This window comes from Rhizobacter sp., from assembly GCA_019635355.1.
In the GTDB taxonomy this organism is placed as follows: domain Bacteria; phylum Pseudomonadota; class Gammaproteobacteria; order Burkholderiales; family Burkholderiaceae_C; genus Rhizobacter.
Genome location: JAHBZQ010000001.1, coordinates 5,210,037 through 5,233,554 on the forward strand (window position 1 = coordinate 5,210,037; position 23,518 = coordinate 5,233,554).

The 23,518-nt window shown below is 68.8% G+C and carries 18 protein-coding genes; 7 read left to right on the forward strand and 11 right to left on the reverse strand.

Annotated elements, in window-relative coordinates; translation table 11 throughout:
• Window positions 1-20 precede the first annotated feature (20 nt).
• The 4 genes from KF892_24500 to KF892_24515 all read right to left on the reverse strand — a co-directional run bounded on the left by KF892_24500 (window position 21) and on the right by KF892_24515 (window position 5,077).
• Entirely contained in the window at window positions 21-1,265 is a 1,245-nt protein-coding gene (locus KF892_24500; protein MBX3628194.1) for a DUF3089 domain-containing protein, read from the reverse strand.
• Between the two features lie 165 nt (window positions 1,266-1,430).
• On the reverse strand, window positions 1,431-1,739 hold the full coding sequence (locus KF892_24505; GenBank protein ID MBX3628195.1) for a hypothetical protein: 309 nt from the start codon (window positions 1,737-1,739) through the stop codon (window positions 1,431-1,433).
• Between the two features lie 14 nt (window positions 1,740-1,753).
• On the reverse strand, window positions 1,754-4,525 hold the full coding sequence (locus KF892_24510; GenBank protein ID MBX3628196.1) for a protein kinase: 2,772 nt from the start codon (window positions 4,523-4,525) through the stop codon (window positions 1,754-1,756).
• 9 nt (window positions 4,526-4,534) lie between these two features.
• Window positions 4,535-5,077 (reverse strand): sigma-70 family RNA polymerase sigma factor, encoded by a 543-nt coding sequence (locus tag KF892_24515; protein ID MBX3628197.1) that lies wholly within the window; start codon window positions 5,075-5,077, stop codon window positions 4,535-4,537.
• Window positions 5,078-5,211: 134 nt separating this feature from the next.
• Between KF892_24515 and KF892_24520 the strand changes: the two genes are divergently transcribed.
• From KF892_24520 to KF892_24535, 4 genes are all read left to right on the forward strand, one after another.
• A complete protein-coding gene (locus KF892_24520; GenBank protein ID MBX3628198.1) occupies window positions 5,212-6,291 on the forward strand; it encodes a hypothetical protein in 1,080 nt (359 codons plus the stop codon).
• 2 nt (window positions 6,292-6,293) lie between these two features.
• Complete coding sequence (locus KF892_24525; GenBank protein MBX3628199.1) at window positions 6,294-7,070, forward strand: S8 family serine peptidase; 777 nt, start codon at window positions 6,294-6,296, stop codon at window positions 7,068-7,070.
• An 88-nt stretch (window positions 7,071-7,158) separates the two neighbouring features.
• Window positions 7,159-8,823, forward strand: coding sequence for an energy-dependent translational throttle protein EttA (ettA, locus tag KF892_24530; GenBank protein ID MBX3628200.1), 1,665 nt, complete (start codon window positions 7,159-7,161; stop codon window positions 8,821-8,823).
• A gap of 77 nt (window positions 8,824-8,900) precedes the next feature.
• Window positions 8,901-10,820 carry a C1 family peptidase gene (locus KF892_24535; protein MBX3628201.1) on the forward strand — a complete coding sequence of 640 codons (1,920 nt, stop codon included), beginning with the start codon at window positions 8,901-8,903 and terminating at the stop codon, window positions 10,818-10,820.
• On the opposite strand, the gene KF892_24540 is transcribed toward KF892_24535, so the two are convergent.
• From KF892_24540 to KF892_24565, 6 genes are all read right to left on the reverse strand, one after another.
• Entirely contained in the window at window positions 10,817-11,749 is a 933-nt protein-coding gene (locus KF892_24540) for a recombination-associated protein RdgC (protein MBX3628202.1), read from the reverse strand. The two genes, KF892_24535 and KF892_24540, sit on opposite strands and share 4 nt — an antisense overlap.
• Before the next feature lie 31 nt (window positions 11,750-11,780).
• Window positions 11,781-13,589 (reverse strand): aminopeptidase P family protein, encoded by a 1,809-nt coding sequence (locus KF892_24545; GenBank protein ID MBX3628203.1) that lies wholly within the window; start codon window positions 13,587-13,589, stop codon window positions 11,781-11,783.
• A gap of 100 nt (window positions 13,590-13,689) precedes the next feature.
• On the reverse strand, window positions 13,690-15,090 hold the full coding sequence (locus KF892_24550) for an NAD(P)/FAD-dependent oxidoreductase (GenBank protein MBX3628204.1): 1,401 nt from the start codon (window positions 15,088-15,090) through the stop codon (window positions 13,690-13,692).
• A complete protein-coding gene (locus KF892_24555; protein ID MBX3628205.1) occupies window positions 15,087-15,779 on the reverse strand; it encodes a hypothetical protein in 693 nt (230 codons plus the stop codon). Before KF892_24555 ends, KF892_24550 begins: the two co-directional genes overlap by 4 nt.
• Window positions 15,772-16,455 carry a hypothetical protein gene (locus tag KF892_24560; protein MBX3628206.1) on the reverse strand — a complete coding sequence of 228 codons (684 nt, stop codon included), beginning with the start codon at window positions 16,453-16,455 and terminating at the stop codon, window positions 15,772-15,774. The genes KF892_24555 and KF892_24560 overlap by 8 nt, the downstream gene beginning before the upstream one ends.
• A gap of 49 nt (window positions 16,456-16,504) precedes the next feature.
• Window positions 16,505-17,845, reverse strand: coding sequence for a C4-dicarboxylate ABC transporter substrate-binding protein (locus KF892_24565; protein ID MBX3628207.1), 1,341 nt, complete (start codon window positions 17,843-17,845; stop codon window positions 16,505-16,507).
• Window positions 17,846-17,906: 61 nt separating this feature from the next.
• Between KF892_24565 and KF892_24570 the strand changes: the two genes are divergently transcribed.
• Window positions 17,907-18,587: a response regulator transcription factor gene (locus KF892_24570; GenBank protein ID MBX3628208.1), complete on the forward strand. Its 681-nt coding sequence runs from the start codon at window positions 17,907-17,909 to the stop codon at window positions 18,585-18,587.
• A complete protein-coding gene (locus KF892_24575; GenBank protein MBX3628209.1) occupies window positions 18,584-19,879 on the forward strand; it encodes a sensor histidine kinase N-terminal domain-containing protein in 1,296 nt (431 codons plus the stop codon). The genes KF892_24570 and KF892_24575 overlap by 4 nt, the downstream gene beginning before the upstream one ends.
• On the opposite strand, the gene KF892_24580 is transcribed toward KF892_24575, so the two are convergent.
• Window positions 19,838-21,892: a hypothetical protein gene (locus KF892_24580; protein MBX3628210.1), complete on the reverse strand. Its 2,055-nt coding sequence runs from the start codon at window positions 21,890-21,892 to the stop codon at window positions 19,838-19,840. The genes KF892_24575 and KF892_24580 overlap by 42 nt on opposite strands.
• 128 nt (window positions 21,893-22,020) lie before the next feature.
• Here KF892_24580 and KF892_24585 point away from each other — a divergent pair, with 128 nt between their 5' ends.
• On the forward strand, window positions 22,021-23,517 hold the full coding sequence (locus KF892_24585) for a M48 family metalloprotease (protein MBX3628211.1): 1,497 nt from the start codon (window positions 22,021-22,023) through the stop codon (window positions 23,515-23,517).
• The last annotated feature ends 1 nt before the right edge of the window (window position 23,518 follow it).

Sequence of the window (23,518 nt, forward strand, 5' to 3'; positions counted from 1 at the left end):
GCTGGGCACGAGACAGGGCCTTACTTCGCCTTCGCGGTGTAGGCCTTGGCCTGCTGGCCGACCACGTCGATCAGGTCGCCGATGCCCAGGCTCACGTCGATGAGGTGCAGGCCCCAGGTGTCGACCACGTTGCCACCGGCGACCACGTCGCCGCCGAAGTCGTCGGCGCGGTTGTCGGGGGTGGCCTTGGCGGCGAGGTAGCTGCCGTTGGCGTTGTTCACGCACTGCGTGGTCACGAAGCCGGGCAGGTAGAAGAAGGGCGTGTCGACCGAGGCGACCAGCGCCTGCCACTTGGCCGTGCCCGGGCCGGTGGCGGCCGAGACGTCGCTGCGCTTGGAGAACCACACCTTCGACTGGGTGGCACCGCCCGCGAGCGCGGCCGGGTGGTTGCAGGCCACTTCGTCATTGCCGACCGGGCGGCCGAAGAGCGAGCCGCTCGGCGGCGGCGTGTTGGCGCGGAACGAGACCCACGAGATGGCGCAGCCGGTCTGGCTCGCGCTTCGGCACAGCGGGGTCGACTTGAAGTTGCCGCCGACGTCCTGCCCCTTGGGCACCATGAGGTTGCTGCCGATCGGGATCACCGAGACGACCTGCTTCTGCACCGGCTTGCCCTCGACTTCGCGCGCCACCAGCTCGGTGATCATGCGCGCGCCCTGCGAATGGCCGATCAGCACCACGCCGCGGCCCTTGTTGTCGTGGGCGAGGTAGTGGTTCCAGGCGGCGACCACGTCGCCATAGGCCATGCCGGCGTCGGCCTTCATCGGCGTGCCGGTGAAGCGGCTGCGCAGCGCGGCCAGCGTGATCTGGCGGTACAGCGGCGCAAACATGCGGCACTGCGTGCGCAGCGGCGAGAACTGCGCGAAGGTCACGCTCTGCTCTTCGGGCCCGGCGTTCATGTCGCTGTTGCCGCCCGGGTCGTTCGAGACGGTGGGGTAGACGTAGAAGCAGTCGATCGGCGCGTTGGCATTCGCCACGATGGCCGGGCCCTTGGTGCGCTGGCCGTCGGCGGTGATGGTGGTCACGCTCAGCGGCAGGGCGCAGACGTCGTTGCGGCCCGGGCGGCACAGCCAGGTGTCGGGCTTGTTGTAGTCGACGGTGCTGGTGGTCGGGGCAGGCGTGGTCGAGGGGATCGACGGGGCCGCCGGCTTGGCGGGGGCGGCCGGCGGCGTGGTGGGTGTCGTGTGGGTCGCACATGCGGCCAGCAGCAACAAGGTGCCGCTGGCGGTGGTCAGGGCGAGGGCGCGGGTGAGCAAGGAAGGGTTCATGTGCAGGGGCCGCGGAAGTGCCGCAGCTTCGATGTTATTAGACGATCGTTCTATTATCGAAGCCACCCAATTCGAAGGCACTGCGGGTGATCCCGCTGTTGAGCCGCTTCCGTTCTTGCAGGCAGAGCAAGGCAGCCGAAGCCCGGCAGGGGCTTCGGTCTGTGGCTACTGCTGAACCGCGGCCTTCTTGGCTGCAGCGTCCTGCGGAACCTTCGGCGGAGAAGGCTTCTTCGCGCCGGCAATGTTCCCGCCCTTGTCGGTGTCGGCGCTGCTCGGTGCGGCGGTGCCGGCTTTTTCTCCCGAGGCGCTCTTGGTCTGCTGTGTTCCTGCCTGCGGCGACGAGGCAGTCTTGGCTGTCGCCTTGCTGCTGCTGGACACCTTCGGTTTGTCGTCCGCAGCGTGCGCGATGGACACGCACAGGCCCAGGCAGAGGGCTAGCGCGGCGTGCAGGCCACCGCGAATCGTCTTGCTCATGGTCATCTCCTTCTTCAGTAGGCCATCAGGGCCAATAGGGGGGAGGGGGAAAGCTTGGCTGTCGGCCCCTGTTCCAACAGCTCTCTGGATAAAACGGAAAACATCTGCCCATCCGGTCGTCGGGCCAGCACTTCGCCATAGGCACGAAGCGAGGCCACGAGGGCCGCACGATGTGGAGGGGTGGCTTGCGACCGCCAGTGGGCCTGGTCGCGCATCACCTGGACCTTGATTCGATCGGGGTGGCCCTCGGGCAGGAGCGCCAGGGCCATGGTGCAGGCAGCGTCATAGCTGACCCTTGCCGCCGCTGCACCTTGCTCGGCATCGATTGCAATCGCCTTGAGCATGAGCGTTGGCCAGAGGTCCGCATGGCGCGGCCCGTAGATGTCGTGCTGGTGCTCAAGCGTCGCGTCCAGCAGCGCGCGAGCCGCGGTGGTGCGCCCGCGCCGGAGTTCGCACTCGGCGAGCAGCATGCGGTTGCGTTCGGCAAAGGGTCGGCTGGCTGCGTCGCCTGACTCGAAGTGCGCCAGGTTGGCGCGCAGCAGGGGTTCGGCCCGGGAGCAGTCGTCGCGTCTCAACGCGTGGCGTGCGGCGATCGTCTGCACGATCTGCCGGACATCGGGCTCGGATGAGCGGATCGCCCTTTGAAGCGCATCGTCCAGCGCTACAGCAGCCTTGCCATGTTCTCCGCTGTGGAAGTGGCCGACGGCGAGCGACGCCAGGCTGTAGATGGTGTAGGTGTCGCCTTCGCCGTAGTACTTGCGCAGCTCGTCGACCAGGGGCATCAGCTGGTTGACGGCCTCGCGGTACTGCCCGAGGTCCAGCTCGAACATGGCGAGGTCGTAGCGTGCGAGCAGGCCGTGTACGGGTTTGGCGCCAGCGACGCTTTTGACCGCCGATGCCAGGACGTTTCGGGCCTCCGGCCAGCGCCCCAGTTCTCGCAACGCGACGGCCTGTTCCTGCAAGGCGTGAATGTGGCTGGGGTGGCCCGCTCCGAGATGACGCGCCGCCAGGGCAGCCGCTTTGGCGAGTTGGTCCTGCGCGTCGGCGAGTTTTCCTTCCCGACGCAAGATTTCGCCCAGCTCGACCTGCGCGTTCACCGCTTCGGCCGTGGAGGACCGGCCCGTTCGCTGCGCGACGTCGATCAGCTCGGCCAGCAGGACCTTGGCCTCTTCCGTCTGCCCGATGCGCGACTTCATGTAGGCGAGGCTCTGCATCACCTGAAGGTACTGGGGCGTCGATGTCTGTCCGGAGTCCACGAGGTGTTGACGGCTGATCGTCAGGGCCTCCAGCGCTGTGGCCATGTCGCCGGAGGACTGCAGCATGAGCCCGAGCGGTCGAGCCACCTCGCCCCGCAAGGCGGGGTCGCTCTGCAGCTCCTGCTTCGCCTGGCTCCAACCCTTGCGCAGCAGGTCGATGACCGGGACCTGCGCTTTGCCGCTTTCTTCCGGGGAGAGGTCGGTGAAGATGTGGGTCAGCACCTTGATCACCGCTTTCGTGCGATCGGTTTCCTGCGCTGCGCTGCGCCACTGCCATGCGGTGGCGGCGATGCCGAGCACCAGGCTCAGCATGACCCCGGCCAACGCAACCACCTGCACACGGTTGCGCTGCGCGAACTTGCGGGCGCGGTAGCCGAAGGTGTCGGGCTGCGCGCTCACAGGCTGGTGGTCGAGGTGGCGCTGCAAGTCGTCGCGCAGCTCCTGCACCGTGGCGTAGCGCTCACCGGGCGACTTCTTCAGCGCCTTGGCGACGATGGTTTCCAGATCGCCGCGCAAGGCCTGCTGCAATGAAGACAAGCTGGTGCCGCGTGACACCGTGGCGTCGGGCGACTCGCGCAGTGCCGCCGTCAGGCTGCGGGCCGGCTCCTCGACGATGGCCCGCGCGAGTGCTGCCACCCCCCGCGAGGTGTTCGCATACGGCCGCGCGCCGCTGAGCAGGCCGAACAGCACCACGCCCAACGCATACACGTCGGTGGCCGTCGTGATCGGCTGCCCCTCGATCTGCTCCGGCGCCGCGTATTCCGGTGTGAGGCCGGCCGGTGCCGCGCGGGTGAGTTCGGTCAGCTCGGTGTCATCGTCGCCGGCCAGCAGCTTGGCCACGCCGAAGTCGAGCAGCTTCACGTGGCCGTCGTCGGTCACGAGGATGTTGGCCGGCTTCAGGTCGCGATGCACGACGAGGTGCGAATGCGCATACGCCACCGCGTCGCACACCTGCATGAAGAGCTTGAGCCGCGCGTCGATGCCGAGCTGGCGTGCATCGCACCAGTGGTCGATGCGCTCGCCGGGCACGTATTCGAGCACCAGATAACGCGTGCCGTCGGGCGTGAGACCGGCGTCGAGCAGTTGCGCGATGTGCGGGTGGGTGAGCCGCGCGAGAAATTCGCCTTCGCGGGCGAAGCGGGCCTGGGCCTGCGCATCGAGGCGCGTGGCGTGCAGCAGCTTCACGGCGGCGCGCCCGCTGTAGAGCCCGTCGCTGCGGGTGGCGAGCCACACCTGGCCCATGCCGCCGGAGCCGATGGTCTCGCGCAGCTCCCAGGCGCCGAGACGTGTGCCTGCGGCCTGGGCAGGGGGCGCCTCGACCGGCAGCGGGGCCGCGTCGGCGAGGAAGTCTTTCGCCTCGGCCGCGCGGTCGGCCTCGATCATCGCCAGCAGGCGAGGGTAGAGCGCCGGGTGCTCGGCTTCGATGCGCTTCAGCTCGGCCGCGCGGGAGCTGTCATCCGCATCGGCCCAGCGGTCGAACAAGGCCAGCACCTCGCGCCATGCTTGGGTCGACGGCGCGGTGATGGCCATGAAGAAGCCTCAGGCGCTGAGGTAGTCGAACAGGAAGGCCCGGGCCCGGCGCCAATCGCGCTTGAGCGTGGGCACCGAAAGCTCCATCACCTCGGCGCACTCTTCCATCGTCATGCCGCCGAAATAGCGCATCTCCACGAGCTTGTGGCCACGCTCGTCCACCCGCTCCAGCGCCTGCAGGGCTTCGTCGACCGAGAGTGCATCGGGCTGGTTCGGCAGCTCTTCAAAGGCCGCGGTGCTGAGCGTCACCTCGGCCACGCCACCGCCGCGCTTTTGCGCCGCGCGCTCGCGCACGTGGTCGACGATCACGCTGCGCATCACGGTGCTGGCATACGCGAAGAACTGGCGCCGGCTGCTGCCGCCCGGCGCTTCGCCGCAGCGCAGCCAGGCCTCGTGAACGATGGACGAGGGATCCAGCGTGATCGGCCCCGCCTTGGCGAGGTGGCTTCGTGCCAGGCGCTTGAGGTCGGCGTAGAGCAGGGTGAAGAGACGGTCCCTGGCAACGCTGTCGCCAGACTGAATCTGTTCAAGCAGCAAGGTGATTTCGCTCATGGGCGCGGCCATTCTATGCATGGGGCCACCCCCTAGATTGAGTGATCCGTGAACGATCCGTTTGAGCTGCGCGCCGCGTCTGTACATGCAGGAGCCCTTGTCGGGTATCCGCATTCCCAATAGGAGTCACTCTCATGAGCGAAACAGGTGTCGGTGTATTTGAAGGTCTCTCGGATCCCAAGCTGGATTACTTGGCCAAGCGCGTGGCGAACATGGGCCGGTTGGCCACATATCGCGTGATCGCGAAGGCAGGCGACCCGTCGAAGGTGCTTGCGCCGGCTGACAAATCGTCGATTGAAGCGATCGCGCTGTCGCGATTTCTGGCGCAGCCCGCCGTCAAGCAACAGCGGGCCGTGCAGAAGGCAAAGGCGTTCATGGCGTTGCCCGTCGCGTCACGCAAGCGCAAGTTCGGAGAACTCGCCAGCATCGATCTGCACAGCGCGAAGCCCATCCACGAGATGGCGCGCGCGATCCCCATCCCCGCGGCCATGCGCATCGATGCAGCCCATGTGCAGCGCCTGGCGGCCGACCCGAGTCTTTTCATCGAAGGCTTCCAACAGCCCGACGCTGGCGGTGGGTTCACCCCTCAGGCCGATTTCGACAAGCTCCGGCTGCGCATCCGCAAGGTCAAGTGCAACGACGAAACGGACGGCGCCTTTGGCTCGGAAGCGGGTGACGACGAAATCAGCATGGGTGGTATCAAGGTCGACGAAACCGGTGATGTCGACAAGCTGAGCGTGTTTTCGGTGGGCAACAGCTTCGATGACGGTGAATCGAAAACCTACAACCCGCCCAAGAAGTTTGCGGCGTTCAACTTGCGCGAGGGGAGCAAGTGGCCGAAGACCTATTACGTCTCGATGGTCCTGGCCGAGCGAGACAACGGCGGCTTGCCAAGCTACATGAGCGACCTCTTCAACTACACCAAGGACAAGGTGTCCGAGCTGGTGGAGCAGTTTGGTGTGTCGGCCTTGGGCTCTGAGCTGGGCAAGATCGCGGCTGCGATTGCCGTTGCAGCCTTTCAATCCTTGCTCGATTTCTTCACCGAAATCTGGGAGGACGACATCTTCCCGGTGATCACCGCCTACGCGAACATCAAGTCCTTGAACCATGTCTTCGCCAGCGGAACGCGCACCAGCTCCGAAAAGCACAAGTGGGTCAAAGCACACGGCGGCAAATACACCGTCTATTTCGACTGGCAGGTTGCCGAGGACTGACCGTGCGCGCGGCATCGCGAAACATCATCGATGCTGCGCGGCTTTGCCGGGCGTTTGCTCGAGCGGTTGATCGACAAACGTCGACAGGGGCGCGGCACGCACCCAAGGTTGCCGCGTTCGATGACGCCTGGTTGTTGAGCGGCGGTGGCGGGTCGTCGATCGGGCTGGTCGACGGCTCGATCGATCGACGCGCCCCTGATCTGGTGGGCGCCAACATCGTGACGCGCGATTTCGTCGGGTGTGCCGATGCGTGTGCCGAGACCGCCATCCACGGCACGAACATGGCCACCTTGCTGGTGGGGCAGGGGCACCGGTACATGCGAGGGGTTGCACCGCGCGCCCGGCTGCTGGCAGCCCGCGTGGTCGGGCCCACCGACATGGCAACGCCTGAGCGCATTGCGGCGGCGATCGACTGGTTGGTGTTGGAGGGCGTGCGCTGGGTTGCGCTTCCGTTGGGGGCCGAGACCGACTCGGCCCTCGTGGCGTCTGCCATCGTGCGTGGCAGCCAAGCGGGAGCGCGCTTCTTTGCTGCGTCTGGGAACGGCTCTGGGGCCGTGCTGTTCCCGGCTCGCCACCCGTGCGTCATGGCAGTCGGCCCCGCCGATGACCGTGGCGTGCTGCTCCCTCAGGCGCGGCGCGACCCCCACCTCGAACTGCTCGCACCGGGCTGGCAGATCCCAGGCCTCTTGACGACGAACGGGCGCGGCGCCTGCAGCGGATCGTCGATTGCGTGCGTGATGGCCACCGGGGTGGCAGCGTTGCAGCCAGGCAAGCGCTGATTGGCCCTCGGGGCGTGGCCTTTCAGGGGCGTGGACCGGTTGTCCCGGATAATCCGACGTTTACGGTTCCACCAGCGAGCAGCTCCCCATGGCCCAGTACGTCTTCACCATGAACCGCGTCGGCAAGATCGTTCCGCCGAAGCGCCAGATCCTCAAGAACATCTCGCTCAGCTTCTTCCCGGGCGCCAAGATCGGCGTGCTGGGCCTGAACGGCTCGGGCAAATCGACGCTGCTCAAGATCATGGCCGGCATCGACAAGGACATCGAGGGTGAAGCCACCCCCATGCCCGGCCTGAAGATCGGCTACCTGCCGCAGGAGCCGCAGCTCGACCCCAACCAGACCGTGCGTGAAGCGGTGGAGCAGGGCATCGGCGGCGTGCTGGCCGCCAAGGCCCGCCTGGAACAGGTCTACGCCGAATACGCCGACGAGAACGCCGACTTCGACAAACTCGCCGCCGAGCAGGCTGAGCTCGAAGCCATCATCGCCGCCGCCGGCAGCGAAAACACCGACCTGCAGCTCGAGCTCGCCGCCGACGCGCTGCGCCTGCCGCCCTGGGACGCCGTGATCGGCAACCTGTCGGGCGGCGAGAAGCGCCGCGTGGCCCTGTGCCGCTTGCTGCTCAGCAAGCCCGACATGCTGCTGCTCGACGAACCCACCAACCACCTGGACGCCGAGTCGGTCGACTGGCTGGAGCAATTCCTGCAGCGCTTCCCCGGCACCGTGGTGGCCATCACCCACGACCGCTACTTCCTCGACAACGCCGCCGAATGGATCTTGGAGCTCGACCGCGGATCGGGCATCCCCTGGAAGGGCAACTACTCCACCTGGCTCGACCAGAAGGAAGCCCGCCTGGAGCAGGAACAGAAGAGCGAAGACGCCCGCATGAAGGCGATGAAGAAGGAACTGGAGTGGGTGCGCCAGAACCCGAAGGGCCGCCAGGCCAAGAGCAAGGCGCGTATCGCCCGCTTCGAGGAGCTCTCCGACGTCGAGTACCAGAAGCGCAACGAGACCAACGAAATCTTCATCCCCGTGGGCGACCGCCTGGGCCATGAAGTGCTGGAGTTCGAGAACGTCACCAAGAGCTTCGGCGACCGGGTGCTGATCGACAACTTGAGCTTCAAGGTGCCGGCAGGCGCCATCGTCGGCATCATCGGCCCGAACGGCGCGGGCAAGTCGACGCTCTTCCGCATGATCTCGGGCCAGGAGAAGCCCGACAGCGGCACGGTGAAGATCGGCCCGACGGCCAAGCTCGCCTTCGTCGACCAGAGCCGCGAGTCGCTCAGCGCCGACAAGACCGTGTGGGAAGACGTCTCGGGCGGCCTCGACAACATCGTCGTCGGCAAGTTCGTGATGCCTTCGCGCGCCTACATCGGCCGCTTCAACTTCAAGGGCAACGACCAGCAGAAGCTGGTGGGTTCGCTGTCGGGCGGTGAACGTGGCCGCCTGCACCTGGCCAAGACGCTCGCCCAGGGCGGCAACGTGCTGATGCTCGACGAACCGTCGAACGACCTCGACGTGGAGACCCTGCGTGCCCTGGAAGACGCGCTGCTGGAATTCGCGGGTTCGGTGATGGTCATCTCGCACGACCGCTGGTTCCTCGACCGCATCGCCACCCACATCCTCGCCTGCGAAGGCGATTCGAAGTGGGTCTTCTTCGACGGCAACTACCAGGAGTACGAGGCCGACAAGAAGAAGCGCCTCGGAGAAGAAGGCGCGCGGCCGAAGCGTGTGCGCTTCAAGGCGCTCAAGTAAGGCGCTTCCCTACTTTGCAGGCTTGACGTTGCCTGCAGCGGGCCGGACCATGCGCCCACCCACGGGAGGAGGCGAGCATGGTCACCCGCAAGAAGAACTCGAAGGCCGGTTCCAGCAGCAAGAAGACCCAGGCGCCCCCGGCGCTCTTCATGCGCGTGGCGAGACCCGACCCGCCCGACGCGCGTGACCGGCCCTTCCGCCCCCAGGTGGGCGTGGCCCCCGCGGCGACGCTCTTCCCCAGCACCGCACTGCCGGTGAAGCACCAGGGCGACACCAACGCCTGCACCGGCTTCAGCCTCGCGCTCGTCGTCGAACACCTGCTGCGCCGCTCGGCGCGAGAGAAGGCGCCGGCCATCTCGTCGTTCATGCTGTACTCGATGGCCCGTCGCTACGACGAGTTTCCGGGCTCGGTGCAAGACAAGGGCTCCAGCCTGCGCGGGGCGCTCAAGGGCTGGTACAAGCACGGCGCCTGCCGCGAGGACTTGTTCAGCGATCTCGCGATGCCACCCGCCAGCAAGAAGATCGAAGACGACTGGTGGTTCGACGCGGTCAAACGCCCGCTCGGCGCCTACTACCGCATCGACACCCGCTCGCTCGCCGACATGCACGCCGCGCTCAACGAGGTGGGCATCCTCTACGCGAGCGCCGGCTGCCACTCGGGCTGGGACGAAGGCCTCGAGCTGCCGCCGATGGCCAAACGCCCCACCTCGTTCAAGAACGTGTGGGAGATCCCGGTCCAGGGCGGCCAGGCCGACCACCCGGGCCATGCGTTTGCGATCGTGGGCTACAACGAGCGCGGCTTCCTGATCCAGAACTCCTGGGGCCCGACCTGGGGCTCGCACGGCTATGCCGTGCTCACCTACGACGACTGGCTGCGCAACGCGATGGACTGCTGGGTGGCGCAGCTGGGCGTGGTCACGCGCGACCACACCGAGATCTCGCGCAGCATCACGCTGCGCACCGACAAAAAGGGGCGCGTGGCGCTCGCCGCGAGCGAGGTGCTGCGCAACCGCGAGATCTCGCCCTTCATCCTCAACATGGGCAACAACGGAGCCTTGAGCAACAGCGGCGTCTTCCGCACCCAGCCCGACGACGTGCGGGCGCTGATCGACGTGCACCTCGCCGAAGCGCGCAAACGCTGGGGCCTCGACGACGGCGTGGTCGACGTCTGCATCTACGCACACGGCGGCCTGGTCGGTGAACAGAAGGCCGCCGAGATCGCCGCGCAGTGGATTCCGATGCTCTACGAGCGGAAGATCTTCCCGGTGTTCCTGATGTGGGAGACCGATTTCTTCTCCACGCTGCTCAACCTCATCACCGATGCCATCAAGGACGTGCCGCGCAGCACCGGCTTCGGCCTCAAGGACTGGTGGAACGAGCGGCTGGAGCAACTGGTGGCCCGCCCCGGCACGCGCCTGTGGGGCGAGATGAAGCAGAACGCCGACGCGATGAGCGCCTACCGCGAGGGCGTGCCCGACGACGAGCAGGCCGGCCTCGTGCTGCTGTACCGCCACTTCAAGCATGCGGCGGCCAACAAGAAGCTGCGCCTGCACGTGGTGGGCCACTCGGCGGGCAGCATCGTGTCGAGCTTCATGATCGACCGGCTGGTGCAGGAGGGCATGCGCTTCGAATCGGTGAGCTTCATGGCCCCGGCGGTGCGGGTCGACTGGTTCGACCGGCGTGTGCGGCCACACATCGAGAGCGGCGCGGTCAAGCGCTACCAGCAGTTCCACCTCACCGACCGCGCCGAGCAGGACGACGGCAGCTGCGGCGCCTACCGCCGCTCGCTGCTGTACCTCGTCAGCGAGGCCTTCGAGGGCGGGCAGAGCACGCCGATCCTCGGCATGCAGAAGTTCTTCGAGCCCTACGCCGCGGCGTTGCCCAACACGCTGGTGCACCTCGCGCCCGGGCCGGTGAGTTCGGCCAAGGAGCACGGCGAGTTCGACGACGACCCGGGCACGCGCCAGCGCGTGCTCGAGTTCATCCAGAAGGGCTAAGCCGCTTTCGCGATCGGCGGCTGATCGCGCTTCAGCTCGCCGCCGAGCGCGTCGATCAGCTGGGGGATCAGCTGCGACAGCTCGCCGGTGGTGATGGCCACGTCGGTGTCGAAGCCGTTGTCGTCGCCCTTGCCCGTGGAGCCTGGGCCTTCGAGCGCCACGTCGAGCAATTTGATCTTCTTGAGCGCCATCGCTTCGTTGAGCACGAAGGACACACGCCCGTTCCACGTCATTGCGAGCGAGGTGGGCAGCTTGCCCTGGGCGATGTGCTCGCCGACCTCTTCGATGTCGAGCGTGTGGCGGGCGTAGCGCACCGTGGCTTTTTCGCTGTCGGGCTGCTTCAGCTCGCACTCGCGGTCGATGCTGAAGCCGGCCGGGGCCTCGCGTGTCTTGAGCCAGTCCGCCATCGCGGTGGCGGGCGACACCTCGGTCTGCAGCAGCGTGAGCGTGATGCCGCCGCCGAGCAGTTCCACCAGCAGCGAGACCACGCGGTCGGCCGCCTTGGTGCTGCCGGCACCCACGACCACGAGCTGCGCGCGCGGGTCGATCCACACCATCGTCGTCGAGCGCTTGGGGAAGGCGCGCGGCAGCAGACCGTGCACGATGTCTTCCTTCAGCTCCTTGGCCTTCTTGCCCTTGGGGCGGCGGCCGGTGTCGGCCTCGATCTTGTCGAGCTCGGCTTCGAGCTGGTTCTTGATGACCTGGCTCGGCACCGCCTTGCGCTCGGTGCACAGCTTGAGGATGAGCTGGCCGCCCACGCCTTCCATCAGCGCGGCGTGCTTCTCGCCACGCGGCTCGACCCAGCCGGCCGATTCGGGTTGCGAGGCACCGCACTCGACGAAGCGGCCATTCAGTAGGCGCTTTTCGATTTCGGTGGAGGAGGGCGGCTCCCAGGAGCCGATGCGGTAGAGGAGGGCGTTCTTGAACATGGGCCGCGGATTCTAGGGCGCGGCCTCTGACTCAGATGGGTTTCGTGCGCTCGGTGAGCCAGGCGAGTGCGTCACCCGTCACGAGCGGTGCGAGCCGCTTGCGCACGGTGGCGTGGTAGCGGTTGAGCCAGTCGATCTCGTCCTGGCGTAGCAGCGTGCGATCGATGCATCGGGTGTCGATCGGGCACAGCGTGAGCGTCTCGAATTCGAGGAATTCGCCGAAGCGGCCGCCTTCCGGCGTGTCCACAGGCACGTTGAGCACCAGGTTCTCGATGCGGATGCCCCACTGGCCCTCGCGGTACAGGCCCGGCTCGATGCTCGTCACCATGCCGGGCTCCATCGCCATGTGGGGCGTGGGCACGGCCTTCGAGATGCTCTGCGGGCCTTCGTGCACGTTGAGGAAGTAGCCCACGCCGTGGCCGGTGCCGTGGCCGTAGTCGAGGCCTTGCTCCCACAGCGGCGCGCGGGCGATGGCATCGACCATCGGCGAGAGCGTGCCGCGCGGGAAGCGCGTGCGGCTGAGCGCAATCGTGCCGCGCAGCACCAGCGTGTAGTCGCGCTGCTGGGCCGGCGTGGGCGTGCCGATGGGCCAGACGCGGGTGATGTCGGTGGTGCCGCCGAGGTACTGGCCGCCGGAGTCGATGAGCAGGAGGCCTTGCCCGTCGATGACCGCATGCGACTCGGGCGTGGCGCGGTAGTGCGGCATGGCGCCATTGGCGTTGAAGCCCGCGATGGTGGAGAAGCTCAGGCCCACGAAGCCCTCGCGCTTGGCGCGGGCGGCGGAGAGCTTTTCGTCGATGGTGAGCTCGGTGATGCGTTCGTGTCCGAGCGCCTTCTCGAACCACGCGTAGAACTCGCACATCGCCGCACCGTCTTCTGCCATCGCCTCGCGGATGTAAGAGGCTTCGGCGCTGCTCTTGCGGCTCTTGAAGAGCGTGCTGGGGTTGATGGCTTCGATGACCTTCACGTTCGCTGGCACGTTCTCGCGCAGGCCGAGCGTCACACGCGATGGGTCGATGAGCAGCGTGTCTTTTGCACCGAGTGCCTGGAGCGCGGCGCCGGCCTGGGCGTAGGGCGCGAGCGCCACGCCGTCGGCCTTCAGTGCGGCCTGCACCGCGGGCGGCACCTTGCCGTCGGCCACGAAGAGGGTGGCGCCGTGCAGGCCGATGAGCGCATGCGCGAGGAACACCGGGTTGTAGGTGACGTCGGCGCCGCGCAGGTTGAAGAGCCACGCGATGTCGTCGACGGTCGACACGAAATGCTGGTTCGCGCCATGCCGCGCCATCGCCTCGCGCACCTGCGCGAGCTTCGCGCCACGGGCGAGCGGCGCATGCGGCGCCTGGTGCTCGTAGACGGGCGCCTCGGGCAGGCCGGGGCGCTCGGGCCAGATGGCGGCGAGCACGTCGAAGTCGGTGCGCAGCTTCACGTTGGCCGTGGCGAGCCGGGTCTTGAGCGCTTGTGCCGCGGCGAGGCCGAGCACGCTGCCGTCGACGCCAACCGTGTCGCCTGCCTTCACGGTGGTGGCGAGCCAGTCGAGGTGATGCGAGGCGGCGCCGGTGGGGATCTTCACGAGCTCGATGCCGGTGCCCGCGATCTCGGCTTCGGCCTGCACCCAGTAGCGGCTGTCGGCGAAGAGGACGGCGCGGTCGAGTGCGATGGCGAGCGTGCCCATTGAGCCGGTGAAGCCCGACAGCCATTGGCGGCCCTGCCAGCGCTCGGGCAGGTATTCCGACAGGTGCGGGTCGCTGGAGGGGACGAGGACTGCCGCGAGGCCTTGCTGCTTCAGCGCGTCGCGCACGCGTTCGAGGCGCAGGCGGATGGGGGAGGTGCGGGTGTCCATGGTCGGGTCCGATCGGGCTGCGGCCTGCCCGGGACGGGCCGGCGCCAAGGTGAGTTTGATTCTAGGAGTGGCCCGCAGGCCCCGCCTGGCGGCACGGTCTTCAGGCCAGGGGCTGTGTGTCGGGCGCGTCTTGCAGCGGCGGGGTCAGGGGCCGCTCGGGCAGGTGCGGCGATTCGGCCACCACGCGGGCGTGGCGCTCGAAGGTCATGTAGGCCCAGGCCCAGTCGATCAGCACCACCAGCCGGTTGCGGAAGCCGATCAGGAACCAGATGTGGGCGAAGAGCCAGAAGACCCACGCGAAGAAGCCCGAGAAGCGCAGCGCGCCCAGCACCGGCACCGCGAGGTCGACCACCGCGGCGCGGCGGCCGATGGTGGCGAGGCTGCCGTAGTCGCGGTAGCGGAAGGCTTCGGTCGGCGCGTGCTTCAGGCGGCGCAGGATGTTGGCCGCGGCCAGCCGCCCCATCTGCTTGGCGGCCGGGCTCACGCCGGGCACGGGCTTGGGGTCGGGTTGGTCGGGGCTGTAGCTGCGGGCCGAGGCCAGGTCGCCGATCACGTAGACCTCGGGGTGGTCGAACAGGCTCAAGTCAGGCTGCACGACCACGCGGCCGGCGCGGTCGAGCTCGGCGTGGGCCGTGGCGGCGAGCGAGCGGCCGAGCGGCGAGCCGGCCACGCCGGCCGCCCACACCACGGTGCGGGTGGGCAGGTGGTTGGTGAACTGCACGTCACCTTCGTGGCCTTCGTAGGTGACGCCGGTCTCGTCGATCAGGGTCACCTTGCAGCCGGTGCGCACGTCGACCTTGAGCCGCTTCAACTGCTCGCGGGCGCGCTGCGAGAGCGGGGGCACGAAGGTGCCGAGCACGCGGTCTGAGCCTTCGAGCAGCACCACGCGGGCGAGCTTGGAGTCGATGCGGCGGAACTGCTGCGCCAGCGTGTGCTGCGCGATCTCGGCCAGCGTGCCAGCCATCTCGACACCGGTGGGCCCGGCGCCTACGACCACGAAGCTCATCCACGCGGCACGCTCGTCTGGGTTGGCGCAGCGCTCGGCGCGCTCGAAGGCGCCGATCACGCGGGCGCGGATGTCGAACGCATCGGCCAGTGTCTTCAGCCCCGGCGCATGCGCGGCCCACTCGTCGTGGCCGAAGTAGCTGTGCGTGGCGCCGGCGGCGACGATGAGGTGGTCGTAGTCGAGCCGCTCGCCATCGTCGAGCACCACCGACTTGTCGGCTGCGTCGATGGCGGTGACTTCCGCTTGCAGCACGGTGAGGTTGCCGCGCTTCATCTCGCGCCGCAGGATGTGGCGGATGGGCGCCGAGATGGCCGGTGCGGAGAGGCCCGCGGTGGCCACCTGGTACAGCAGCGGCTGGAAGAGGTGATGGTTGGTGCGGTCGATCAGCGTGATGTTGACCGGCGCCTTCGACAGCGCCTTCACGGCCTCGAGGCCGCCGAAGCCGCAGCCGATGATGATGACGTTCGGTTTGTGGTTGGCGCGTGGAGCCGTCATGCTGTGAGATCCAAAGACGCAATGTGTTGCAGCCGCTCCAGCACCACGCGAGCGCGGATCGGTTGAGCCACGATGCCGGGCAGGGCATTGGGCAATTCAGGATGCGCGAGCAACTCGCGTGTCTGGCCGATGACGTGCTGGCGGAGTGTGCGGTCGGCTTGCGCCAGCTCGTCTGCCAGCTCGGCGCGGCCGTCGACCACGGTGATGATGTCTTCGAGGTCGTGGCTCAGGTACACGTCTCGGCCCCCTCGGTCCTGGTAGGCCTCGAACTTCGTGGCCACGAAGTAGGGCGCGCTCAGGTGGCGCAGTGTGAGGCCAGGCTCCAGCTCCCGGGTGAGGGCCGCGGCATAGCCCGGCCTGTACCAGCGGTTGGCGAAGCCCATCACCTTTTCATCGACGGGCACGAGGTCGAGTTGCATGCGTTGCCAGTACCAGCGGTAGGCCGGGGTGTTGTCTTCCAACGTCTGCCTGAAACCACGTTCGGCCAGCAGCGGCTGCATGGCGTGATAGCCCGCCAGCGTGGCGACCTCCACGATGGCGTCGACGTCTTCCGTCGGGCGCACGTCGGCCGCGGCCGGGTTGGTGACGAGCAGGCCCGTGGCGCAACCGCCCACGAACACCAGCCGTTCGCGCAGGGGCCCGAGCGCAAGGGCCATCGCACGCAGCAACGCGAGATTCGGGTCAGCCACGGCGTTTGCCCGCTGCGCGGAGAGGTGCCGCTTCGGGGTCGATGAGTTTCTGAAGCCTCGTTTGGGCCATGCCGCGCTCGCGGGCACGGCCGGCGCGCAACGCGTCGAAGAGCGCCAGCAACTCATAGAGGGCGGGGTCGCTCAGCGCGGCCGCCGGCACGCACGGATGCAAGGGTGCCAAGCCTTCGCCGCGTACCGCGCCCTGGGGGTGCGGCCACACCAGAGCCTCGTGACCCGGTGCGAATACGCCAGCGAACGCCGGTGCCGAATGGCTGGTGGGCACACCGGGGCCCACCGGCAGCCGCTCCGGCGGGAAGGCGTACTTGGCGCCGTGCAGGGCAAATTCGGCGAGGTTGTGCCGGTTGACCACGGCACCGCTGTCGAGGTGGCTGCGGGCCTCGGCTGCCGGCTTGATGCCCGATCCGTAAAGGCCCGACGCGGAGGCTTCACGCGCGACCAGCGGCCGGGCTGGAGCACGGGCGGCTGCGTAGGCCCGCGCGACGCTGGCATCAGCCAAGAGACCCGACGCCAATCCGCGCTTGACCGCGGCATGGGCCTCAGACGCGCTCAAGCCCAGCTCGTGCGCCAGGCGGGCATACGTCCAGTGCTGTTCGCCCAGGGCGACCAACTTGAGCGCGACGAGAAAGTCTTGCGGTTTGAGGGGCATGTTCTGCATTCGCGATTCGCGAATGCAGAATGTAGCGCACCGTGGCGCAGCGGGCAAGTCAAGCCAGCCCGGCCTGCAAGCGCCCCCTCACCAACTGGATGTGGCTGCGCAACGCATACAGCTCATCGGCATAACTCAGCGGCACCGACACATGCTCGACGCTGCGCTCGATGTCGTCGAGCTCGCGCAAAAGCTCGTCGTGCGGCCGCTTGCCCTGCGCGTCTTCCACCACGCGCAGCCGCCCGTACCAGCGGAAGACCCGCGAGCGGATGCGGAACTCGTACAGCGGCGGCACCACGCGGCTCAGCGGGATGAGGATGGCGATGATCGACACCAATGCGACCCACATGCGGTCGACCAGGTTGGCCACCCAGAAGGGCAGGAAACGTTGCAGGAAGGGCGGTCCCTTGGCGTAGAAGCGCTGCGCTTCGTCGGCGAGCGGGCGCTCGGTGCCCTTGATGCTCGGGAAGTCGCCCTTGCGCTGGAACCACCCGGCCTCGCCGTGGATCTGCTGCGCCGCCTGCACGAAGAGCTGGATCAGCGCTGGGTGCGTGCCCTGCCGCGCCACGAGCGTGGCGGTGGGCGCGACGAGGTGCACGTCGGCCGGCGGACTGTCGGCCGCGAGGTCGACCACGCCGCGCGGCAGCGTCACCGGGCTCAGGAAGGCGAAACGGCGCGAGTAGGCGTCGGCCTGGGCGAAGCTGAAGAGCTTGATGCCGGGGGTCTGCAAGAGCATCTGCACCATCACCGACTCGGGGGCGCTGGCGAAGGTGATGGCGTCGATGCTGCCTTCGAGCAGGCCCTGTACCGCGGGTGTCTGCGCCTCGCGCAGGATGGTGATGGCGGCCATGTCGATCTTGTTGGCCTCGAGCAGGCGGCGCATCAGGTGCGGCACGCCGCTGCCGCGGGCGCCGATGTTGAGCTTCCAGCCCGGCAGTTGCGCCAAGCTGCTCAGGGTGTCGGTCTTGAGCAGGCGCTTGGCCGAGTCTTCGCGGTAGAAGATCCACACCGGCTCGTAGAAGAGGCTGCCCAGCGACACCAGCGCGTCTTCGTCTTCATCGGCGGGACGGCGGTCGCGCTCGTCGGCGCCGCCTTGCACGAAGGCGATGTCGACGCCCGAGGCGGGGTCGCGCAGCAGCTTCAGGTTTTCGTTGGCACCGTTGGTGGCGCGCAGCTCGACGGTGATGCCGTGCTGCTTCAGGTACTGCACGTAGCGCTTGCCGAACTCGGCATACGCCCCCTGCTCGACGCCGGTGGCCAGCACCACCTTGCGCGGTGGCGTCGGGTCGAGCACCCAATAAGCCACCACCAGCAGGGCCAGGGCGAGCAGTAGGAAGGGGCCGGCGGTGGCGAGCAGGTCGCGGGCCGACAGCAGTGTGTTGCGCAAGACTTTGGGCATGGCGGGGACGATACCGTATGCTTTTTGCCCATCTTCACCTCGCACCCACGACCCGGCCCCGATGCGCATCCTCCTCGTCGAAGACGACCGCATGATCGGCGACAGCCTGCGCAACACGCTGCGCCAGGAAGGCCACGCCGTCGACTGGGTGCGTGACACCGGCGCCGCGCAGGCCACGCTCGGCACCGAGACATTCGACCTCGTGCTGCTCGACCTGGGTCTGCCGCCCACCGCCGATGCCGCGCCCAGCGGCGAGGGCGGCCTGGGCGTGCTGCGCTGGCTGCGCGGCCGGGCCGACGCCACGCCGGTGATCGTGCTGACCGCGCGCGACGCGCTGGGCGACCGGGTGAAAGGCCTCGACGCCGGTGCCGACGACTACCTCGCCAAGCCCTTCGAACTCGAAGAGCTCAACGCCCGCATGCGCGCCGTGATGCGCCGCCACAGCGGGCGTGCGCAACCCCAGCTCTCGCACCGCGGCGTGACGCTCGACCCCGCCACCCGCCAGGTCACGCAAGACGGCCAGCCGGTCATCCTCTCGGCGCGCGAGTTCGCCGTGCTCGAAGCGCTGATGACACGCCCCGGCGCGCTGCTCTCGCGTGCCCAGCTCGAAGACAAGCTCTACGGCTGGGGCGACGAGATCGAGAGCAACGCCGTCAGCGTCTACATCCACCAGCTGCGCCGCAAGCTCGGGGCCGAGTTCATCCAGAACATGCGCGGCGTGGGTTACTTCATCCCGGTATGAGGTCCATCAGAGCCAGACTGCTGCTCGTGCTGCTGGGCATGCTCGCCCTCATCGCCGTGGTGATGGGTGGCGCCACCTACCGCAACGTGCTGGCCGAGACCGAGGCGCTCTTCGACTACCAGCTGCGCCAGATGGCGCTCTCGCTGCGCGACCAGGGCGAGGTGAGCCAGACGCAGGCCGATGCGCTGGCCAACGAGCAGCTCGATTTCGTGGTGCAGATCTGGACGCTCGATGGCCGCAGCATCTACGCCACCCGCCCGCACGAAGAGCTGCCGTCGCGCGCGCTGCTCGGCCTGGCCGACGTGAGCGTGAAGGGCGTGGTCTGGCGCACCTATAGCGTGGCCACGCCGGGCCGCGTGATCCAGGTCGCGCAGCCGCTCGCCACGCGCCAGCGCCTGGCCGCCGAGGCGGCGCTGCGCAGCGTGATCCCGCTGCTCGTGCTGGTGCCGCTGCTGGCGGCGCTCGCGTGGTGGCTGTCGGCGATGGCGCTGTCGCCGCTCAACCGGGTGGCCAACGACGTGAAGGCGCGCGACGGCAAGCTCCTGCAGCCGCTCGCCGTCGAGGGCCTGCCCGACGAGGTGTCGCCGCTCGTCAACGCACTGAACGGCCTCTTGCAACGCCTGGGTCAGACGCTCGACACCCAGCGCGCCTTCCTGTCGGACGCCGCGCACGAGCTGCGCTCGCCGCTCACCGCGCTCAAGCTGCAGATCGAATCGCTGCGCCGCGCGCCCGACGATGCGGCGCGCCTGGAGGCGGTGACCGCGCTCTCGGACGGCGTCGACCGCGCCGCGCGCATCGTCGAGCAGCTGCTCGCGCTCGCCCGCAGCGAGCCCGGCGCGCAGCCGCCCGCGATGGAATCGCTCGACCTCTGCGAACTCGTGCGCCAGGCGGTGGCCGACACCGTGCCCTACGCCTTGTCGCGCGGCAGCCGGTTCGAGCTGCATGCCGACGAGCCGGTGACCGTGCGCGGCGAACGGCAGGGCCTCACGGCGCTCGTGCGCAACCTGGCCGACAACGCGGTGCGCTATTCGCCAACCGGCTCGCAGGTGGAGCTGCGGGTGAGCGTCGAGGCCGGCGTGCCCACGCTGCAGGTCGACGACGCCGGCCCCGGCATCCCGCCGTCTGAGCGCGAGCGTGTGTTCGACCGTTTCTACCGGCGTGCGGCCGGCGGGGAAGAGGGCACCGGCCTCGGGCTTGCCATCGTGAAGAGCGTGGCCGCGCGCCACGGTGCGACGGTGACGCTCGGCGAGTCACCCGCCGGGGGGCTGCGCGTCACGGTCGGCTTTCGGTGAGCGCAGGGTGACGGGCAGGAACGCCTTTTCGGCCCCACCCAGGCTGGCGTAGAGCATCGCCACGAGAAACGCCAACGCAAACGGCCCGATGAGCGCACCCGCGGTGTTGCGCTCGAGCGCCCAGGCCACAGGCACGGTCGCTGCGCTCAGCATCAAGGTCACGAGCACTGTCTCGTAGAGGCCGCTCGGCCGCTTGCGCAGCAGCAGTGCGCGCTGCTCGTGCTCTTCCCAGAGGCGCCAGCCGAGCGAGAGGCCGAAGAGGGGCAGGCCCATCCACAGCAGCAGGTCGGGCAGCAGGCGGCGCGCCGGGGCGGCCAGAGCGGACAGGTCGCTGCCGCCCATCAGCAGGCCCGGGGCCTGCCCGGCGGCCAAGCCCGCGAACGAGGCCCAGTCGGCCCAGCCGCGCCAGACGAGGGCCGCGCAGCCTGCCGCCCACAGCACGCGCAGCAGCACGAGTGCCGTGACGCGCTGGTGGCGGCGCGTCACGCCGGAGGCATGCCATTGCGGGTCGTGCGCGAGCAGGCTCGACACCGGCACGCCCACTGCCGCCGCAATGCGCAGGGCAAGCGGCAGCACCACCTCCTCGACGTTGCGCCAGTAGCCGGTGTGGTCGCCCAGCACCGAGGCGTTGTTGTGCACCTTTTGCGAGCGGATCAGGGGGGCCTCGGCCGAGCCCTCGTCGAAGAGCGGGCCGTGCGGCACCGGGTCGTGGCTCGCGTGCAGCTCGGTGAGCCGCACGCCGCGCTCGTTCCACAGGCGCAGGCGCAGCGGGGTGGCGCCGCCACGCGTGGCCCAGACGAGGATGCCGATGCCCATCAGGTAGGCGAGGGTGGTGAGCACCGCGAAGAGCATGTGGTAGGGCGTGTCGGTCCAGGTCCAGCGGCCCTTGACCAACTGCGCCAGCAGCCCGTAGCCGACGAAAGGCAGCGTGGCGGTGAGCCAGCCGCCGATGGCGGCCACGTTGTCGCGCTGCAGGGTGCGCAGCACCTCGAGCTTGCGCAGGCCAGAGCCGATCCAGGTGACCTCGCTCACCGCCTCGGGCAGCGACTCGCACATCGCCAGGTAACTCACGGCGCAACCCTGGGAGTGGGCCACGACGAAGACCCGGTCGCAGCGCGCGGCCAGCCAGTCGAGGTCGCGCTTGCACTGCGCCACGATCATCGCGCGCGACACCGGGCTCGACACGAGCAGGAAGCTGTCGCCCAGCGTGCCCACCAGCGTCGACTGCAGGCCACGCATCGCGTCCTGCACGAAGCGCAGCGGGACCATGCCCAGCAGCACGCTCAGCGTGAGCAGGGCTTGCAGGGGCAGCGCAAGCGGCACTGCGATGGCCAGCGCCACGAGCCAGAGGACGGCCAGCGCCCCGTGCAGGAGGCGGCGAGCCCCATGAGTGCCGGCCCCGAAGGCCGCCGAGGCGTGGCGCCGCACCTGGTCGCCCAGGTGCATGCCCACGGCCAGGGGCAGCACCTTGAGCGTCCAGCCCATCAGGGCGCGTGGCGTGGGGGGCACGAAGCTTCGCGCCCACCACGATTCGGCCAGCAGGGCCGACCCTTCGGTGACGCGGTAGGCCTGGTCGGTGGTGTGGAGGTGCAGCACCGCATGCGGCGGGGCGCCGTGCTCGGGGCCGGTGGGCATGCTGCCGTCGGCCAACAGGGCGCTGCCCGACCACACGCTGGCGGTGGCGAGGTCTTGCTGCTGCGGCTGGCGCAGCCGGTCGAAGGCCAGCTCGGCCGACGCCGCCATCTGCAGCGCCTGCTCGTGCGCCATCGTGTGGGTGGTCGGCATGGCGGCGGCCCAGGCGGCGGCCTGGTCGGCGCCGAGTGCCATCGCCCGGCAGCGCGCGGCGCCGTGGATCCACAGGTCGAGGCTGGTCACCAGCGGGTCGACCACGCTCTTGAGCGTGTCGCCCACCGGCTGCTCGCCGATGCCGTGCACGAACAGCACCCCGAGCGGGTGGCGCGTGCCGGGCTCTGGCGCGGCGGTGCGGGTTTCGGTCTGCGCTTCGACAGCCATGTCCGGCCCTCCCTGCCGGCTCATCGCCAGCCGCGGCGACCTTACCCGGGAATGCCGATTGCCGGACTCCCCACGTTTGCTGGTTTACGCTTCCCGTCCTTCGCCGAAGAACACAAGAAAGGTCCGCCATGCATCGTCTGCACTTTCTCCTGCCGCTCCTGCTGTCGGCCGCCCTCGTGACGGGCTGCGGCACCAACGTCGTCAACCCCGTCACCGGCCAGACCGAGCGCTCGGTCATGAGCGAGCAGGACGAGATCGCCGAAGGCAAGAAAGCCCACGAGGGGGTGCTGAAGGAATACGGCGCCTACCCCGACGCAAAGCTGCAGGCCTACGTGAACGACCTCGGCCAGCGCCTGGCCGCGCAGTCGCACCGGGCCAACCTCAAGTGGACCTTCACCGTGCTCGACAGCCCGGAGATCAACGCCTTCGCGCTGCCCGGCGGCTATGTCTACGTGACGCGCGGGATCATGGCCTACCTCGACAGCGAGGCCGAGCTGGCCGGCGTGATCGGCCACGAGATCGGCCACGTGACTGCCCGCCACGGTGCGCAGCGTGCCACCCGCCAGCAGCGGGCCGGCATCGGCGTGCTGGCCGCCACCGTGCTTGGCGCGGTGCTCGAAGGCGCGGGCGTGGGCGGCGCGACCGACCTCGCGAGCCAGGTCTCGCAGACGGCCGCGGCCGGCTACATCGCGTCGTACAGCCGCGACCAGGAATCGCAGGCCGACCAGCTCGGCGCCGAGTACCTGGCGCGCAACCGCTACAACCCGCAGAACATGGTCGACGTGATCCAGGTGCTCAAGAACCAGGAGACGTTTGCCGCCGAGGCCGCCAAGGCCGAGGGCCGGCCGGAGCCGTCGGCGGCGGGCTGGCTCGCCTCGCACCCGGCCAACGACAAGCGCCTGGCCGACATCAAGGCCTACGCCGCCAAGTATTCGGGCCAGTACGGTGACGATGCCCGCGGGCGCTACCTGCAGGCCGTCGACGGCATGACCTTCGGCGACAGCCGCGAGCAGGGCGTGGTGCGGGGGCGCAACTTCTACCACGAGCCCCTGGGCATCGCGCTCACCGCGCCGCCCGGCTGGAAGGTGCAGAACTCGGCCGAGGCGATCGTGCTCGTCAACGGCGAGGGCAATGCCGGGCTGGTGGTGAAGCTCGTGCCGCCCAACGCCGGTGGCACGCACGAGGAGATCATCCGCAACGCGATCAAACCGGTCGACGGCCGCACCGAGCGCCGCAGCATCAACGGGCTTTCGGCCACCCAGTTCACCGGCACCGTGCGCAACCAGCAGGGCCAGACCGGCCAGGTGCGCCTCACGCTGGTGGCCGGCCCCGGCAACCGCCACTACCTGCTGCAGTACGCCGCGAAAGACGCCGCCACGCTGCAGCGCGCGAGCGGGCAGATGGCCGAGGCCGAGAACTCCTTCCGTGCGCTCACCGCGGCCGACCGGGCGGCCGCGCGGCCGTGGGAAGTGAAGACGGTGGCCTTCCCGCGCGGCGGGTTCGCCGAGCTGGCGCGTGGCTTCCCGCTGCCCGACCTGGCCGAATCGCGCCTGAAGCTCTTGAATGGCGTCTACGGCGGCGGGGCCGAGCCGAAGCCGGGGCAACTGGTGAAGACGGCGCGCTGAG